This window comes from Neorhizobium alkalisoli (assembly GCF_007829835.1).
Lineage (GTDB): Bacteria > Pseudomonadota > Alphaproteobacteria > Rhizobiales > Rhizobiaceae > Neorhizobium.
Genome location: NZ_VIWP01000001.1, coordinates 419,908 through 436,531 on the forward strand (window position 1 = coordinate 419,908; position 16,624 = coordinate 436,531).

Annotated in this window: 16 protein-coding genes; 12 read left to right on the forward strand and 4 right to left on the reverse strand. The window is 60.9% G+C overall.

Features of this window, described 5'->3' with window-relative positions:
• The first annotated feature begins 2 nt into the window (after positions 1 to 2).
• Genes FHW37_RS01945 through FHW37_RS01965 form a run of 5 tightly spaced genes read left to right on the forward strand, consistent with a single transcriptional unit; the run spans position 3 to position 4,166 of the window.
• On the forward strand, positions 3 to 842 hold the full coding sequence (locus tag FHW37_RS01945) for an ABC transporter ATP-binding protein (RefSeq protein ID WP_145631854.1): 840 nt from the start codon (positions 3 to 5) through the stop codon (positions 840 to 842).
• 23 nt (positions 843 to 865) lie between these two features.
• Positions 866 to 1,636: an ABC transporter permease gene (locus FHW37_RS01950; RefSeq protein ID WP_210249254.1), complete on the forward strand. Its 771-nt coding sequence runs from the start codon at positions 866 to 868 to the stop codon at positions 1,634 to 1,636.
• Positions 1,609 to 2,520, forward strand: a complete 912-nt coding sequence (locus FHW37_RS01955) for an amidohydrolase family protein (RefSeq protein ID WP_145631856.1) — start codon at positions 1,609 to 1,611, stop codon at positions 2,518 to 2,520. The genes FHW37_RS01950 and FHW37_RS01955 overlap by 28 nt, the downstream gene beginning before the upstream one ends.
• A 44-nt stretch (positions 2,521 to 2,564) precedes the next feature.
• Positions 2,565 to 3,368, forward strand: a complete 804-nt coding sequence (locus tag FHW37_RS01960) for a GntR family transcriptional regulator (RefSeq protein ID WP_145631857.1) — start codon at positions 2,565 to 2,567, stop codon at positions 3,366 to 3,368.
• Between the two features lie 45 nt (positions 3,369 to 3,413).
• Entirely contained in the window at positions 3,414 to 4,166 is a 753-nt protein-coding gene (locus tag FHW37_RS01965) for an NAD(P)H-dependent oxidoreductase (protein ID WP_186458108.1), read from the forward strand.
• A 49-nt stretch (positions 4,167 to 4,215) separates the two neighbouring features.
• Here the strand turns inward: FHW37_RS01965 and FHW37_RS01970 are convergent, their stop codons facing one another.
• The gene (locus FHW37_RS01970) at positions 4,216 to 5,226 is read right to left on the reverse strand and encodes an ABC transporter substrate-binding protein (RefSeq protein ID WP_145631862.1); all 1,011 of its coding nucleotides are present in this window, start codon (positions 5,224 to 5,226) and stop codon (positions 4,216 to 4,218) included.
• A gap of 293 nt (positions 5,227 to 5,519) precedes the next feature.
• Here FHW37_RS01970 and ade point away from each other — a divergent pair, with 293 nt between their 5' ends.
• Entirely contained in the window at positions 5,520 to 7,214 is a 1,695-nt protein-coding gene (gene ade / locus FHW37_RS01975; RefSeq protein ID WP_186458109.1) for an adenine deaminase, read from the forward strand.
• Positions 7,215 to 7,217: 3 nt separating this feature from the next.
• Here ade and FHW37_RS01980 read toward each other — a convergent pair whose 3' ends face one another.
• From FHW37_RS01980 to FHW37_RS01990, 3 genes are all read right to left on the reverse strand, one after another.
• Positions 7,218 to 8,174, reverse strand: a complete 957-nt coding sequence (locus FHW37_RS01980) for an isoaspartyl peptidase/L-asparaginase family protein (RefSeq protein ID WP_145631866.1) — start codon at positions 8,172 to 8,174, stop codon at positions 7,218 to 7,220.
• A gap of 73 nt (positions 8,175 to 8,247) precedes the next feature.
• The gene (locus FHW37_RS01985) at positions 8,248 to 9,840 is read right to left on the reverse strand and encodes an ABC transporter substrate-binding protein (RefSeq protein WP_145631868.1); all 1,593 of its coding nucleotides are present in this window, start codon (positions 9,838 to 9,840) and stop codon (positions 8,248 to 8,250) included.
• On the reverse strand, positions 9,837 to 10,400 hold the full coding sequence (locus FHW37_RS01990) for a MarR family winged helix-turn-helix transcriptional regulator (RefSeq protein ID WP_246690633.1): 564 nt from the start codon (positions 10,398 to 10,400) through the stop codon (positions 9,837 to 9,839). The genes FHW37_RS01985 and FHW37_RS01990 overlap by 4 nt, the downstream gene beginning before the upstream one ends.
• A gap of 224 nt (positions 10,401 to 10,624) precedes the next feature.
• Between FHW37_RS01990 and FHW37_RS01995 the strand changes: the two genes are divergently transcribed.
• The 6 genes from FHW37_RS01995 (at position 10,625) to FHW37_RS02020 (ending at position 16,618) form a co-directional block, all read left to right on the forward strand.
• Entirely contained in the window at positions 10,625 to 11,311 is a 687-nt protein-coding gene (locus tag FHW37_RS01995; RefSeq protein WP_348642823.1) for a creatininase family protein, read from the forward strand.
• Positions 11,312 to 11,387: 76 nt separating this feature from the next.
• Complete coding sequence (locus tag FHW37_RS02000; RefSeq protein WP_145631872.1) at positions 11,388 to 12,359, forward strand: ABC transporter permease; 972 nt, start codon at positions 11,388 to 11,390, stop codon at positions 12,357 to 12,359.
• Entirely contained in the window at positions 12,359 to 13,234 is an 876-nt protein-coding gene (locus FHW37_RS02005) for an ABC transporter permease (RefSeq protein ID WP_145631875.1), read from the forward strand. Before FHW37_RS02000 ends, FHW37_RS02005 begins: the two co-directional genes overlap by 1 nt.
• The gene (locus tag FHW37_RS02010) at positions 13,231 to 14,970 is read left to right on the forward strand and encodes a dipeptide ABC transporter ATP-binding protein (RefSeq protein ID WP_246690634.1); all 1,740 of its coding nucleotides are present in this window, start codon (positions 13,231 to 13,233) and stop codon (positions 14,968 to 14,970) included. The genes FHW37_RS02005 and FHW37_RS02010 overlap by 4 nt, the downstream gene beginning before the upstream one ends.
• A gap of 18 nt (positions 14,971 to 14,988) precedes the next feature.
• On the forward strand, positions 14,989 to 15,873 hold the full coding sequence (locus FHW37_RS02015; protein ID WP_145631877.1) for a polysaccharide deacetylase family protein: 885 nt from the start codon (positions 14,989 to 14,991) through the stop codon (positions 15,871 to 15,873).
• On the forward strand, positions 15,866 to 16,618 hold the full coding sequence (locus FHW37_RS02020) for an SDR family NAD(P)-dependent oxidoreductase (RefSeq protein WP_246690635.1): 753 nt from the start codon (positions 15,866 to 15,868) through the stop codon (positions 16,616 to 16,618). The genes FHW37_RS02015 and FHW37_RS02020 overlap by 8 nt, the downstream gene beginning before the upstream one ends.
• The last annotated feature ends 6 nt before the right edge of the window (positions 16,619 to 16,624 follow it).

Below are 16,624 nucleotides of genomic sequence, written 5' to 3' on the forward strand. Positions count from 1 at the left end.
GAATGAGTGTGACTGAAAAAGCCGCGATCCAGACCACCGCAGCCCCGACAACGGGAGCAAGAGGTGCGGGGATAAAATTGGCAGGTGTCGAGCAGCGTTATGGCGATCCAAAATCGTCGGTGCTGGCGTTGACCGATGTCAATCTGGAGATCGGCAAGGGCGAGTTTCTCGTTCTGCTCGGCCCGTCCGGTTGCGGCAAGACCACACTCATGCGCATCATCGCCGGCCTCCTGAAATCCACCAGCGGCAAGGTCGAGATCGACGGGCAGCCGCTGTGGAACGGCAATCGCCGCAATGACAAGGTCATGGAAGAGCTCGGCGTTGTCTTTCAGGACGCCAACATGTTTCCCTGGCTGACGATCGAGGACAACATCGCCCTGCCGCTGAAACTGCGCGGCGTTTCCAAGACTGAGCGCCGCAAGCGGGCGTCCGAACTCTGTGAACTCGTCGGCATCAAGGGTTTTGAAAAGCGCTGGCCGCGCGAACTTTCCGGCGGCATGCGCCAGCGCGCCGCAATCGCCCGCGCCCTGAGCTGCAAGCCGCAGATCCTCTTGATGGACGAGCCTTTCGGCGCGCTCGACGCGATGACCCGCGAACAGATGAACCTCGAACTGCAGCGCATCTGGATGGAGAGCGGCTGTACCGTCGTCCTCGTCACCCACTCGATCCGCGAGGCGGTGTTCCTCGCCGACCGCGTCCTGCTGCTTTCGCCGCGTCCCGGCCGTATGGACACGCTGAAGACGATCGAGATCGCCCGGCCGCGCAGCGCCTATGACCAGTCGACGCCGGAATTCCAAGCCTATGAGCTGGAATTGCGCAAGCGCCTCGACACGTTCGCCTGAGATCCAGAAAGAAGGAATATCCCGTGTTCAAGTTCAACACCTCCTGGATCGCCACCCCCATCGTGCTCGCCTTGCTGATCGGCATCTGGCATGCCTATGTCACGATTTTTTCGGTCTCGCCCTTCATCCTGCCTTCGCCCTTCGCCGTCTGGCAGGCCGTGCTTGTCCTGCTGGCCGATCCGCGCACCTGGCAGCACACGCTGATCACGCTTTACGAGATTGTGGCCGGCTTCATTCTGGCGGTCATCATCGGCATCGTCTTCGGCGGTTTTCTCGGAAAGATCCGCTGGTTGGAACAGACGCTCAATCCGCTGATCGTCGGCCTGCAGGTCATGCCGAAAGTGGCGTTGATCCCGCTCTTCATCGTCTGGTTCGGTTTCGGCGTCACCTCGAAGATCGTGCTTGCCGCCGTCATCGCCTTCTTCCCGATCATGACCAACACGATCCTCGGCATCAAATCGGTCGAGATGGGCCATCGCGACGTGATGCTGGCGCTGAATGCCAGCCGCTGGCAGACCTTTCGCGATGTCGAACTGCCGAGCGCCATGCCCTTCATCCTAACCGGCATGGAAGTCGGTATCGTGCTCGCCACGATTGGCGCCATCGTCGGCGAATATCTCGGTGGCAGCCAGGGTCTCGGCTACATGGCCGTTGCGACGCTCAACGCCTTCGACGTGCAGTCGATGTTCGGCGTCATCTTCGTCCTGACCATCCTCGGCCTCATCCTTTATTTCCTCGTCGTCATGCTGCGCCGGTACCTGACGCCATGGCATGCCGCGGCGAAAAACGACTGAAAGCAAGCCTGACCGACAACGGAGGAAGACAGATAGCACGCATCATTGACGTTTCGACCAATTTCAAGCCGCATACCCAGTTGAAACTCTATGACGTGCTTGGCGTCGACCGCTCCAAGGCCCAGAAGCTCGATCCGGAAGCCTATATCGCCGAGATGGATCGCAACGGCGTGGCGATGACCGGCGTCATCGCCAATGTCGTGCAGAACGGCGTTCGGGGCGATTTGCTCGCCACCCATGTCGACGAGGTCTACCCGGTCCTCAAACAATATCCCGATCGTTTCTTCGGCTGGTGCGGCATCAATCCGCTCGGCGGCATGGAGACGCTGCGTTACATCGAATATGCGGTGAAGGAACTCGGCTTCAAGGGCGTGCATGTCTATCCGCACTGGTTCGGCGTGCCGATCAACGACCGGACCTATTGGCCAATCTATGCGAAATGCTGCGAGCTGGAGATCCCGATCACGCTGCAGGTCGGTCGCCAGTCACCACGCTCCGGCGCAAAACTCTGCGCCAAGCCGGAATGGCTGGAAGATGCCGCCTTCGACTTCCCGGAACTGACGCTGATCGGGCTTCACATCGGCGTGCCGTTCGACTGGGAAATGACCAGCTGCGCGATTTCCCACGAAAACGTCTACATCATTGCCGACGCGCATCCGCCGAGCACATGGTCCCCCCATTTCATCGACTATGTTTCCAAGACCGGATTTGTTAATCGTGACGGAATCCGCAAGGTCATGTGGGGAACCGACTGGCCGGTTCAGAACCTGACGAAATCGCTGGAGGAGGTTCGCGCGCTCGGAATTCCGCAGGAGGCCCTGGATGGTCTGCTCGGCGAGAACGCGATCCGCATCCTCAAGCTGGACGTCCCTGCGGCGAAATAAAAGCGCAATCACGCCCGAGGAATTTCGGCAGCAAGGATTTTGACATGGCAGATTCACCCCTCGTCCGATCATCCGCCGAAATTCCGACCCCGCTCTATCATCAGGTGCAGCTCGTGCTGCGCGAACGGATCGAGCAGGGATATTATGGCCCGAACGGCATGCTGCCGGCGGAAATGGAACTGGCGCGCGAATTCGAGGTGTCCCGCATCACGGTGGCGCGCGCCATCAATGAACTGGCCCAGCTCGGCTTTGTCGAACGCCGCCGCGGCGCCGGCACCCGCATCGTCAGCCGCGACCTGACGCCGCCGGTTCCGGCCAATATCGACGGCCTGCTCGAAAACCTGTTCGACATGGGTATCCGCACCAAGGCCAAGGTGTTGGAATTCGGTTTCGTCCTGCCGCCGACAGATGCGCAGCAGGAACTGGAAATTTCGGCCAATGAACTGGTGCAGCGCGCCGTGCGCGTGCGCAGCTATAATGGCGAACCCTTCTCCTATCTCACGAGTTTCGTGCCGGGTTATATCGGCAAGAATTTTACCGAGGAGGACATGAATTCCGGTTCGCTGATGAGCCTGTTCGAAAAGAACGGCATCAAGGTCGGTAGCGCCCGCCAGAGTTTCAGCGCAGCATTGGCGGATCCGAAGATCGGCCAGGCGCTCTCGGTGCCGATCGGCACGCCGCTTCTCGCCATTACCCGCACCGTGCTCGATACGGACGAGCGGCCGGTGGAATTCATCCGCATTCTCTACCGCACCGACCGTTATCAATACCGGATGACGATGGAGCGGGACAAGCAGGGCACGGCCCGCTTCAAGGCCGCCTCCCCCAATCAGGGCAAGCCGCGCTGAACCGGGCGATATCGGGTTAGGCGGGTCGATATCCATGGAAATGTTGTGAAAACCTTCATCGTCTACGCCCATCCCGAACCGAAATCCTTCAACGGCGCCCTCAAGGACCGTGCCGTAAAACTGTTTGAGGCGGCCGGTCATCAGGTGGAGATTTCCGATCTCTACGGGATGGGTTTCAAGCCGCTGATCGATCAGGCCGATTTTGCCGATCCCGCCAATCCCGACATGCTGCAGATACCGCGCGAGCAGGAACATGCCCATGCGAGCGGCACGACGGCTGCCGACATCGCCGCCGAACAGCAAAAGCTTCTCTGGGCGGATTTCATTCTCTTCCAGTTTCCGCTCTGGCTTTATTCCCAGCCGGCAATATTGAAAGGCTGGATGGAGCGGGTGTTTTCAAGCGGCTTCGCGCATGAGGTGAAGGCGGATGTCGCCGGTCGCCGCTGGTTCGAGAATGGTGGACTGAAAGGCCGGCGGGTAATGCTGTCACTGACCTGCGCCGGCTCGGATCTCGCCTTCGGACCGACCGGTCGGCATGGCGACATGGAGCGGATCCTCTGGCCGATCCACAATGCGCTGCGCTACGCCGGCCTCGACGTCATGCCGCCGCATGTCGCCTATGCCGTGCTGCGTGGCGGCGAGGACCATCGCGCCGAAATCCTCGAAAATTTCGACCGGCACCTGACGGAGGCCTGGAGCGGCACGCCGCTCTCCTTCCACCGTCTCGACGAATATGACGACCAGCATCAGCTGAATGCAGACGTGATCCCGCGCACCGCCGGCCAGTGGCGGCGCTGAGCGCCCGGAAAATGCGCCGCCCCGCAAGACGCGGGACGGCGCGAAAAGATCAGCCGAAGGCGCGCTGCCAGATCGACATGTCGAGATAGTCCTTGTCGGCCAGCGGCTGCAGCAGGCCGGCCTTGACCAGAAGCTCCTGGGCGCTGTCGAAGGTCGCCTGTTCCGGCTTCAGCTTCATGTCATAGACATATTTGAAATTCTTCATCGCGAATTCCAGCGCGGGCACGCCGCCATCCAGGCGCTTCGTTTCCGGCAGATCGTAACCGCTCGACACCGACTTGATGATGTCTTCCGGCTTTGCCGTCGTCAGCGCGCCGAGCGTATCATGCACGCCCAGCAGGAAGTTCGCGAGCGCTTCCGGCCGCTCCTTGACCGCCTTCTTGGTGGTCACATAGAGGTCGCCCGGCGACGGCGCGACCTTGTCGATGCTCCAGGCATTGACCGGGCGACCGGCCTGCTGCAGCAGGAACAGGGTCAGGTTGGTCGAGATATAGGCCGAGATACGGCCGGCGGCGATCAGCTCGAAGGCGGCAGGTGCAGTGCCGACGGCCTCGCGCTTGACGGCGCTCTTTTCGATGCCGGCCTTGGCGAGCATCATGTCCAGAAGGTTTTCCGTGGCACCACCGACCGAAACCACACCGATCGTCTTGCCGACCATGTCCTCGACGCTGTTGATCGGGGTTTCCTTGTTGCCGATCACCCAGAACAGGTCCTTCGGATAGACATTGGCGATCGCCACAAGGTCCGGCGACTTGGCATAGGCTTTCAAGAGATCCGTGCCACCGGTGCGCGAAACGAGAATATTGCCGGCGCTGAGCTGCTGGATCGCCATGGACGAACCGCGGCCACCCTCGATCTTCAGGTCGACATTGCGCTTTTCGAAAATGCCCGACGTCTTGCCATAGATCGTCTCGACATAGTCCATCAGATAGCCGAACGGCGTCATGTAGGTGACGGCTTCACGGCTCTGTGCCTGCGCCTTGAAACCGAAGGCTGCAGCAGAGCCGAGTGCGACGGATGCGCCGAGAAAGTGGCGGCGTGTATGTTCCAGATTGCCCATGAATTCCCCTTTTATAATCTGAAAATCTGTCAGATATACAAAACAATATCTGTATTGTTATTAATACAGATATTGCAGGGACTGACAATGCGCTGCAAGGCTTGCGGCATAGGCTTTCGAGCCTTCTTGCGCCCCGCGGGATTGCCTTTCATCACCGCGGCAAGATTTTTGTCCCTTCCGTTCGACCGGCGGGCAATGCTACCGGGTTGGAATGACGATCCGGAGCGCCGAATATCGAGCGCTTTGGGTGAGGTGTCGCGATGATCGCGCAGCAGAAAAGGAATGGATGTCCGATGGCCTCGCTGGAAAAACTCATCGACCAGGGCACCGGCCGCGAGCCGGCCGATATCGTCCTGAAGGGCGGAAAATTCTTCGATCTCGTCACCGGCGAACTGGTCGCCTCCGACATCGCCATCTGCGGCGACCGCATCGTCGGTACGTGTGGCGACTATCAGGGCAAGACGGAGACCGATATTTCCGGAAAGATCGTCGTGCCGGGCTTCATCGATACGCATCTGCATATCGAAAGCTCGCTGGTGACGCCGCATGAATTCGATCGCTGCGTGTTGCCCTATGGCGTGACGACGGTCATCTGCGATCCGCATGAGATCGCCAATGTCATCGGTGCCGAGGGTATCCAGTTCTTTCTGGATTCGGCAGAACAGACGATCATGGATATCCGCGTCCAGCTCTCCTCCTGTGTGCCAGCTACCCATCTGGAAACGGCGGGCGCGGACCTGCCGATCGAAAAGCTGCTGCCCTTCCGCAATCATCCCAAGGTGATCGGCCTTGCGGAATTCATGAACTTTCCGGGCGTGATCCATAAGGATCCGGTCTGCATGGCCAAGCTCGAAGCATTCTACGACGACCATATCGACGGCCATGCACCGCTTCTGCGCGGCAATGATCTCAACGGCTACCTCTCCGCCGGCATCCGCACCGAGCATGAATGCACAACGCCGGAAGAAGCGCTCGAAAAGATCCGCAAGGGCATGCACATCCTCGTGCGCGAAGGCTCGGTCTCCAAGGACCTGCATGCGCTGATGCCGCTTCTGACCGAGCGGCTTTCACCCTATCTGGCGCTCTGCACCGACGATCGCAACCCGCTCGACATCGCCGAACAGGGCCATCTCGACTATATGATCCGCACCGCGATCGCCCATGGCGTCGAGCCGCTCGCCGTCTACCGCGCCGCCTCGATCTCAGCCGCAAAAGCTTTTGGCTTGCGTGACCGTGGCCTTGTCGCCCCCGGCTGGCGGGCCGATCTGGTGGTTGTCGATACGCTTGAAAATGCCAAGGCGGAGATGGTGTTTTCAGCCGGCCGCAAGGTGACCGACGAGCTGTTCGCTACCCGCAAGCCCGTCGCCGCAGTCGGTCTCGACAGCGTCAAGGCGCGACCGGTTCAGGCCATGCAGTTCGGTGTGCCGGTCGCCGAAGGCGAAACGCCGGTCATCGGCGTCATGCCCGGAAAGATCATCACCGAACACCGCCGTTACCGCTTGCCGGCCGTCGGCAATCAGGCCGGTATCGATCTCGACCGCGACATCATCAAGGTCGCCGTCATCGAGCGGCACGGCAAGAACGGCAACCATGCCAATGGTTTCGTCCAGGGTTTCGGCTTGAAGAAGGGCGCGATCGCCTCAACCGTCGGCCATGACAGCCACAATATCTGCGTCGTCGGCGTCAATGAGGATGACATGGCGCTCGCCGCCAACCGGCTGGGTGAGATCAAGGGCGGGTTCGTCGTGGTCGAAGACGGCAAGGTGACCGGCGAGATCGCCCTTCCCGTCGCCGGCCTGATGAGCCTCGAACCCTATGAGACCGTGCGCGATACGCTGCACGACCTGCGGAAGGCCGCCTATGCGCTCGGAACGACGCTGGAGGAGCCCTTCCTCCAGGTCGCCTTCCTACCGTTGCCCGTCATCCCGCATCTGAAGATTTCGGATATGGGCATGGTCGATGTCGACCGGTTCATGCTGATTTCGTAAAGCTCAGGCGTCCGCCGGAAGCTTGAAGACCTCGACATGTGTGGCGACGAAAAACTCGCCTTCCGGCGTCACCCAGCCGCGGAACATGCCGTCGGTATTGTAGGGCGCGGTGATCGAGCCATCCGCGCAGACCGCGACAAGCCCGGCGCCGATATTATGCGGCTTCAGATCCTCCTGGATTACCTTGGCGGCCGACTGTTCCAGCGTTTCGCCGAGATAGGCGATACGGCTCGCGACTTCGTGACCGACGGCATAACGGATGAAAAATTCGCCCTTGCCGGTGCCCGAGACGGCGCAGATGCCATCCCGCGCATAAGTGCCGGCGCCAACGATCGGCGTATCGCCGATCCGGCCGGCCGGCTTGTTGTTATAGCCGCCGGTGGAAGTCGCCGCCGCCAGATGGCCGACCGCATCGAGCGCGACGGCACCCACTGTGCCATGTTTTTCGGATTCGCTTGCCTTTGCAGCCGTTCCCGCCGCCGCATGCGCCTTCATCGCCGCCAGCGCCTTGACGCGTTTTTCGGTGGTAAAATAGGTCGGCTCGACGATGTCGAGACCTTCTGCTTTCGCGAAATCGTCGGCAGCAGTTCCGCCCATCAGCACGGCTTCGCCCTTTTCCATCACCCGCCGTGCGGCCTTGACCGGATTGCGGATGCGCCGCACCAGCGTCACGGCGCCTGCTTCGAGCGTCGCGCCGTCCATGATCGAAGCATCGAGTTCATGTTCGCCATTGGCATTCAACGCCGCGCCATAACCGGCGTTGAAATAAGGGCTGTCTTCCATCACGACGACGGCCGCCTGCACGGCATCGAGCGCCGAACCGCCGGATGTCAGCACCGCCCATCCGGCCTTCAGAGAGCGGCCTAGATCGGCACGGGCCGCCGCCCAATCGGCTTCGCTCAGATCGAGCTTCGCCATCACGCCACAGCCGCCATGGATTGCCAGTGCCGTCTTCGTCATCAGATCAGTCCTCGTCTTTAATCAAAAAAGGCCGGGCACGAAGCCCGGCCAGGAACCTCCGGTTGGGGAGAGGTTATTTTGCGGGGCGAATGTTCATCGCCAGCGTGTCTTCGTCGGAGCGCGGCACGATGGAGATGGTCTTCTTCATGCCCCAGGCCGAAACGATCGAAGCGATGGCCAGGTTCGGACGGTCGCTGGCGACGAGCGCATTGGCATCCATCAGGAGCTTTTCGCGCTTCTTGGCATCCATCTCAACGCCGGCATCCTCGATCAGCTTGTCCATCGTCGGGTTGACGTAGTTGCGGATGTTGAACGCACCAAGCTTCTTGGCCGGGTCGTTGCTGTGGACCAGCGACGACAGGGTGTAGTTGGATTCACCCGTCAGCGTGCCCCAGCCGGACATGGTCAGCGAATAATCGCCGCGGGTATTGGCCGGGAAGTAGACAGCGCCGGGCTGAGCGTTTGCTTCAACCTGAATACCGATCGCGGTCAGCATCTGCGCGATCGTCGTGCCGGCATCCTTGTCGCCCGGCAGGCGGTCGTTGGTGAAGGAGAAGGTCACCTTGAAGCCGTTCGGATAACCGGCTTCGGCCAGCAGCTTCTTCGCCTTGTCGACGTCCGGCTTGGTCGGCTTCACATCCGGGTTGTAACCAAAGATGTTCGGCGTCACGAGCTGCGACTGGACCGTGCCCATGCCTTCCATGGCGATTTCGGTGATGGTTTCGCGATCAATCGCCAGATCGAAGGCTTCACGCACCTTCGGGTCGAGGAAGGGGTTTTTCGGCAGCGGTGAGCCGTCCTTGGCGCTGACCTGCGGCGACTTTTCGCGGAAGTCGAAGGACATGTTAAACAGATAGACGCTGTTCTGCTTGACGATGCTGAGCTTGGAATCCTTCTCCAGCGTCGGCACATCGGAGGCCGGAATACGGGCGATGATATCGACCTGGCCTGCCTTCAGCTGGGCAACGCGAGCGGCATCGTTCGGGATTTCCTTGCGGATGACCTTGTCCCACGGCTCCTTGCCACCCCAGTAGCCATCGAAGCTCTGCAGCACGAGCTGCTCCTTCGGCGTCCAGGAAACGAACTTGTAAGGGCCGGTACCGATTGCAGCCTTGCCGGAATTAAAGCCTTCGGATGCCTTTTCCGGGCTGTCGGAATAGTCCTTGGCGGCGATATGCGACACGATGAAGAGACGGATGAAATCGTTCGGCAGCGTCGGTGCCGGACCGTCCGTCTTGATGCGGATCGTCAGCGGATCGACGATCTCGATACCCTTGACGCGGCGCACGTAAATCGTGGTCGGGTTCGGGCCCGCAACATGCGGAATGCGCTCGATCGAGAATTTGACGTCTTCTGCAGTGAAGTCGGAACCGTCATGGAACTTGACGCCCGGACGCAGCTTGAATTCCCAGGTCGAGTCGTCGACAGCCGTCCAGCTTGTCGCAAGACCGGGCTCAAGCTCGAGATTGTTGCCGGATTTCACGAGGGAATCGAAAATGTGCTTCACGGCCTCGGCATGGGTACCGGCGGCAGTGAAGTCAGGATCGATCGACAGCGGACCGGCGCGGACGCCGATCGTCAGGTCGGCAGCAAGCGCCGCAGTCGAAACGCCGCCGAGCAGCGCTGCAGCGAGTAAAGCCGTATGAAAAGTCTTGGAAATCGTCATTCTTCGTTCTCCTCTGTATTTGTCATTGAGGGCCAATTGGGGGAATCCACGACGACCTTGGCCAGCAGTTCCGAGAGCATCAGCCTCTCGGCAGGGGTGAGAGCAGAGATCATCACATTCTCTCGCTCCACCATCGACTGCATGGCCGCATCGACGATACGTCTGCCTTCGTCCGTGATGTAAAGGACGAAGCTTCTGAGGTCCGCCTGGTCGATTTCCCGGCGGATGATGGCCTTGTCGATCAGCTTCTGGATTGCCCGGCTGATCGTATTTTTCGGGAAACCCGACGAACTGGAAATCGCACTCGCAGTCAGCCCGTCCGACAGACCGAGAGAATAAAGAACCACGAATTCCGGCCGGGCCAGACCATGTTCCTTTTCAATCAGCCGATAGACCGGCTCGTTGAATTGCAGCGCCAGAAAATTGAAGCGGAAGGACAGCCAGCAGGGATTTTGCCAAAGCTTGACCGAGACGAGATCTTCGACGCGGCGGTTGCCGGCGGCAGCCTTTCCGCCCTCCCGCAACAATGTCTCCAGCGCTGGACCATCTGCCTGCCGCACTCTTCACTCCGCCGTCGATACGCTTCCCGTTTAGTCCCGTATGGAACTTGACGCGACGTTAAATGGCTGTCAATTTCTTTTTTTTAGTCCCGTATGGAACTTTGCTTGCTGCAACGCAAAGCGCCAAAAAGCACAAATATTGTGCGGAAATGCGCGAAACAGAACGTTCTTTGCGCAACGGAACCGAGATTGAGAATAGGGAGCATGCATTGAAGATCGCCGAGATGAATTGGATCCAGGTAGAGGAGCGTGCGGCCGAGGATGATCGCTGCATTTTGCCGATCGGCAGCGTCGAGCAGCACGCTTACTTAAGCCTCGCGACCGACATGATCCTGGCCGAAAAAGTCTCCGTCGATGCCGCTGAACCGCTCGGCATTCCGGTCTTTCCGGCCATGCCCTATGGCCTTGCCTCTTCCTTTGCGAGCTTTCCCGGCACGCTGACCCTGTCGCTCGCCACCTATATCGGCGTGGTGAAGGATCTGCTCGACAGCATGTATCGCTCGGGCTTCCGCCGCATCCTTGTCGTCAACGGCCATGGCGGCAACACGCCGGCAACGGTGGCGATCTCCGAATGGCTCAACGCCCATCCGGACGCATCGGTGAAATTCCATGACTGGTGGCGCGCACCAAAGACCTTGGCCAAGGTGCAGGAGATCGATCCGGCCGCCTCGCACGCATCCTGGATGGAGAATTTTCCCTGGACCCGCACGACCGACCAGCGCCAGCCGACGACATCGAAGCCGAGGATCGACTTTGCCGCGATGGCGCGGGTCGGCTCGGCCAAGAAGCGCGAGCTGCTGGGCGATGGCAATTATCACGGCCTGTACCAGCGCCCGGATGAAGATATGCTGGCAATCTGGGACGTCGCCGTTTTGGAGACGCGCGGGCTTCTGGAGAAGGACTGGCATTGATGGCCGCTTCGAACCGGCCGATTTCATAACCTGACCATACGGACAAACCCGCAGAAGACGGGAGAATTGGGAACGCATGTTTGGTTTCATCCTGCAAAGGCTCTGGCAGGCGATCATCGTCGTCATCGCGATGTCGGCGCTTGTCTTTTGCGGCGTCTACGCCGTCGGCAATCCGATCGACGTGCTGATCTCGCCGGACGCGACACAGGACATTCGCGCTGCGGTGATTGCCCAATACGGGCTGGACCTGCCGCTCTGGCAGCAATATCTCGCCTTTCTCGGCCGCATCCTGCATGGCGATTTCGGACGCTCCTTCGTCTACAACATGCCGGTCAGCGAGCTGATCCTGTCACGCCTGCCGGCAACGCTGGAGCTGACACTGGCCGCGGTTCTGTTCGCCAGCCTCGTCGGCATCCCGATCGGCATGTATGCCGGTTACAAGCCGCATAGCGTCGTCTCGCGTGCCGTGATGGCGCTTTCGATCCTCGGCTTTTCGGTGCCGACTTTCTGGTTCGGCCTGATGCTGATCATGGTCTTTGCCGTGCAATGCGGCTGCATGCCGGCCGGCGGGCGCGGCGATACGGTCAGCCTGTTCGGCGTCGATTTCAGCTTCCTGACGCTCGACGGGCTTTCCCACATGGTCCTGCCAGCGCTCAATCTCGCACTCTTCAAGTTCTCGCTGATGATCCGCCTTGCCCGCGCCGGAACGCGCGAACTGATGCTGAGCGACACGGTGAAATTCGCCCGCGCTGCAGGCCTGTCGGAATTCACGGTGCTGAGCCGTCACGTGCTGCGGCTGATCTCCATTCCTCTTGTCACCGTCTTCGGCCTCGAACTCGGCTCGACGCTCGCCTTTGCCGTCGTCACCGAAACGATCTTTTCCTGGCCCGGCCTCGGCAAACTCATCATCGACAGCATCACCTCGCTCGACCGGCCCGTCATGGTCGCCTATCTAATGCTCGTCGCTCTCCTCTTCATCGTCATCAATCTCGTGGTCGATCTCACCTATGCGCTGCTCGACCCGCGCCTGAGAAAGGGACGTGCCTGATGCGCGACACTCCGCTTTCCCGTTTCCTCGCCGAATTCCGCCGCAACAAGGTTGCGACCGGCGCTGCCGTCTTCGTCTTCCTGATCGTCTTCATCGCGCTGATCGCGCCGCTGGTAACGCCGCAGGATCCTTATGACCTCGCCCATCTCGTCCTGCGCGACGCCCGCCGCCCGCCCGGTTATGTCGGCACCGGTGGTTATACCCACTGGCTCGGCACGGATTCGCAAGGGCGCGATCTTCTCTCCGCCATCATCTACGGCCTGCGCATCTCGCTGCAGATGGGCGTGATCGCCGGCGGTACGGCCTTCGTGATCGGCGCCGTGGTCGGTTGCGCGGCCGCCTATATCGGCGGGCGGTTCGAAAGTCTCGTCATGCGCATCGTCGATCTGCAGCTGTCCTTCCCGGCCATCCTGCTTGCCTTCGTGATTGCCGCCATTCTCGGCCAGGGCCGCTACCAGCTGATCCTCGCCCTGATCTTCGCGCAATATGCCTATTTTGCCCGCACCGCCCATGGCGCAGCGGCGGCCGAACGGCAGAAGGATTATGTCGAGGCGGCGCTCTCCATCCCACTCTCTTCATGGCGTGTCGTGCTCCGGCATATCCTGCCCAACTCACTGCCGCCGCTGATCGTGGTTGCGACCGTGCAGGTGGCGAGCGCGATTTCGCTGGAGGCCACCCTCTCCTTCCTCGGCGTTGGCCTGCCGCCAACCGAACCTTCGCTCGGCATGCTGATCGCCAACGGTTTTCAGTATCTCCTCTCCGGCCGTTACTGGATCTCGATCTATCCCGGCGTGGCGCTGATCATCTTCATCGTTTCGCTCAATCTCGTCGGCGACCAGATCCGCGACCAGCTCAATCCGAGGCTCCGCCGATGACCGACACGACAAAAACACCGGCGACTGGGACACCGGCCATGCCGCTCCTCGAAGTCACCAATCTCAAGACATGGTTTCCGAGCGCCCGCGGCGAGGTAAAGGCCGTCGACGGCGTCTCCTTCTCGATCGCGCCCGGCGAGGTTCTCGGCCTCGTCGGAGAATCCGGCTCCGGAAAATCGATCACCGGCTTTTCGATCATCGGCCTGATCGACGAGCCCGGCCGTATCGTCGAAGGCTCGATCAAGCTCGAGGGCCGCGAACTGGTCGGCCTTTCTGGGCATGACCTGCGCGCCATCCGCGGCAAAACCATCTCAATGGTTTTCCAGGACCCGATGATGACGCTGAACCCGGTGCTCAGCATCGGCACGCAGATCAGGTTGGCGCTGGAAGCGCATGAAAATATCAGCGCCGCCGATGCCCGCGAACGGGCAATCAAGGCTTTGGCGCAGGTGCGCATCACCGAGCCGGAACTGAAGGTGGATTTCTTTCCGCACCAGTTTTCCGGCGGCATGCGCCAGCGCGTGGCAATCGCCATTGCCCTCCTGCACCGCCCGAAACTGATCATCTGCGACGAACCGACAACGGCGCTCGACGTTTCGATCCAGGCGGAAATCCTGGCCGAGATGAAGGAACTCGTCGCTGAACTTGGCACCGCGCTGATCTGGATCAGCCACGACCTTGCCATCGTATCCTCGATCGCCGACCGCGTTGCGGTGATGAAATCCGGCCATATCGTCGAGATCGGCCCGGCGCTCGGCGTGCTGACCCGGCCGCAGCACGATTATACCAAGGCGCTGCTCGACGCCCTGCCCTCGCGCGCAAAACCCGGCCAGCTTCTGCTGCGTGGCAGCGGTATCGCCGATGCCGCCCCGCCGCCGCGCAAAGCGGCAACCGCCAACCTGCCACCGCTCGGCAGCCCCTATCTCGTTATCGACAAGGCGGTAAAACGCTTCGAGAAGCCACCGGGCCTATTCAAGAATCTGGCCATCAGGTCGGGCCTTTCGCAGCCGGTCAGCGGCGTGCAGGCGGTCGATGGCGTCTCGATCACGCTGAAGCGGGGCGAAGTTTTAGGCCTTGTCGGCGAATCCGGTTCCGGCAAATCAACGCTCGGGCGCATGGCGGCCGGCATTACCGTGCCAACGTCGGGGACGATCCGCCTCAACGGCCAGCCTGTCATGAGCGCCGGCCGCAATCCGAAAAAGATCACCACCCGTATCCAGACGATCTTTCAGGACCCGTTCGCCTCTCTCAACGGCCGCATGCGGATCGGCGACATCGTCGCCGAAGGGCCGCTGGCGCATAAGCTGGTCACGCGCGCCGAGGCGCCCGAATATGTTCGGCAGTGGCTGGCGGCAGTCGGTCTCGACCCGACCTTCGCCAACCGTTTTCCGCACCAGTTTTCCGGTGGCCAGCGGCAGCGTATCGCCATTGCCCGTGCGCTTGCCATGCAGCCGGATGTCGTCGTCTGCGACGAACCGGTCGCCTCTCTCGACGTGTCGATCCAGGCGCAGATCATCAATCTGCTGATCCGGCTGCGCTCGGAACTCGACCTGTCGCTGATCTTCATCAGCCATGATCTGTCTGTCGTGCGCCATCTCTGCGACCGCGTCGCGATCATGTATCGCGGCAGCATCGTCGAAGAGGGCGAGGCTGGGCCGATCTACGACCATCCGCAACATGATTACACCAAGCGGCTACTGGCCGCCGTACCGGTGCTGCCTGAGGCAGCGGAATAAGCATAGGAGATTTTTCGCATGCAGCCTTGGGAATGGGACGAAGCCACATGGCGTGGCAAGGTGAACAAGGTGCGGGCCGGCCGCTCGCTGAAGCCGAAAGCCTGGAAGGACGGCGCCCGCTGCGCCGTGGCGCTTTCCTTCGATGCCGACCATGACACGAACGAGCTGCGCGACGGCGGCGAATCCATCGGCCGTCTCTCCTGGGGCCAATACGGCAACCGTGTCGGCGTGCCGCGCATTCTCCAAACGCTGAAACAGGCGGATGTGCCCGCCACCTTCTTCGTGCCGGCCGTCGCTGCCCTTCTTTATCCCGACGAGCAGAAACGCGTGATCGCCGAAGGCCACGAGATCGGACTGCATGGCTGGATCCATGAGGTGAACACCCAGGTGCCGCCGGAAAAGGAGCGCGAACTGCATCTGCGCGCCGCCGACACGCTGGAAAAGGTGACCGGCATACGCGCCGTCGGCATGCGCACGCCCTCCTGGGATTTTTCGCAGGTGACGCTGGAGATCGAACGCGAACTCGGCCTGCTTTACGATTCATCGCTGATGGCCGATGACGACCCGTATGAACTGGTCGAGGATGGCAAGCCGACCGGCATGGTCGAACTGCCCGTCGAATGGATCCGCGACGATGCGGTCTATTTCAACATGAACCGCTTTACCGCCCACCGTCCCTATACGCCGCCGCCGGCCGTGCTCGACATTTTCAAGCGCGAATTCGACCGCGCCTACAAGGAAGGCGGCCTTTTCCTGCTGACCATGCACCCGCATGTGACCGGCTACCGCTCGCGTATCTTCATTCTCGAAGAGCTGATCCAGCATATCCAGAGCCATGAAGGCGTGTGGTTCGGCACCCATGCCGATATCGCCCGGTTTGCCAGGGAGAATGCCGGTGAGTGATATCCGCAAGGTCGCCCTCGTCACCGGCGGCGGGCGTGGCATCGGCCGAGCCTGCGCGCTCGACCTCGCCAAACATGGGTACGACATCGTTCTGGTCGATCTGATCGAAGACGATCTTGCCCGCACGGCGCAGGAAATCAGGAATCTTGGCCATAAAGTCCTCACTCACGTCGCCGATGTCCGCGATCACGCCGCCGCCAAGGAGATCGTCGGGATTGTCGATTCCCTATGGGGCCGGATCGATGTGCTATTCAACAATGCCGGGCGGCCGATGGCCAAGGGGATCGAGGAGATTTCCGAGGAGGAATTCGACACGACGATCGACATCAACCTCAAGGGTGTCTTCAACTATATTCAGCCCACCGTTCCCGTCATGCGCCGCAACGGCGGCGGGCGCATCATCAACATGTCGTCGATGAACGCCCATACGGGCGGCGTCACCAGCGCGGTCAGCCGGTTTTCCTATACGGCCGCCAAGGCCGGCATTCTGGGCATGACCAAGGCGCTTGCCAAGGAACTCGGCCCGGAGATCACCGTCAATGCCGTCTGCCCCGGCGTCATCAAGACCGAGCTCTCGAATGCGATGATCAGCGCCCGCGAAAGTCAGCTTGCCGCCGGCATCGCGATGGGACGCGTGGGGACGCCGCAGGATGTGGCAAGCGTCGTCACCTTCCTCGCAACCTCCGAACCGAATTTCGTCACGGGGCAGGATATCCAGATCGACGGCATGCAGTGGGTGCGCTGAACCGGG

Coding starts and splice junctions, on each gene's coding strand:
- FHW37_RS01945 (WP_145631854.1), top strand. CDS start 3: ATGAGTGTGACTGAAAAAGCCGCGATCCAGACCACCGCAGCCCCGACA.
- FHW37_RS01955 (WP_145631856.1), top strand. CDS start 1,609: ATGGCATGCCGCGGCGAAAAACGACTGAAAGCAAGCCTGACCGACAAC.
- FHW37_RS01960 (WP_145631857.1), top strand. CDS start 2,565: ATGGCAGATTCACCCCTCGTCCGATCATCCGCCGAAATTCCGACCCCG.
- FHW37_RS01970 (WP_145631862.1), bottom strand. CDS start 5,226: ATGGGCAATCTGGAACATACACGCCGCCACTTTCTCGGCGCATCCGTC.
- ade (WP_186458109.1), top strand. CDS start 5,520: ATGGCCTCGCTGGAAAAACTCATCGACCAGGGCACCGGCCGCGAGCCG.
- FHW37_RS01980 (WP_145631866.1), bottom strand. CDS start 8,174: ATGACGAAGACGGCACTGGCAATCCATGGCGGCTGTGGCGTGATGGCG.
- FHW37_RS01985 (WP_145631868.1), bottom strand. CDS start 9,840: ATGACGATTTCCAAGACTTTTCATACGGCTTTACTCGCTGCAGCGCTG.
- FHW37_RS01995 (WP_348642823.1), top strand. CDS start 10,625: ATGAATTGGATCCAGGTAGAGGAGCGTGCGGCCGAGGATGATCGCTGC.
- FHW37_RS02000 (WP_145631872.1), top strand. CDS start 11,388: ATGTTTGGTTTCATCCTGCAAAGGCTCTGGCAGGCGATCATCGTCGTC.
- FHW37_RS02005 (WP_145631875.1), top strand. CDS start 12,359: ATGCGCGACACTCCGCTTTCCCGTTTCCTCGCCGAATTCCGCCGCAAC.
- FHW37_RS02010 (WP_246690634.1), top strand. CDS start 13,231: ATGACCGACACGACAAAAACACCGGCGACTGGGACACCGGCCATGCCG.
- FHW37_RS02015 (WP_145631877.1), top strand. CDS start 14,989: ATGCAGCCTTGGGAATGGGACGAAGCCACATGGCGTGGCAAGGTGAAC.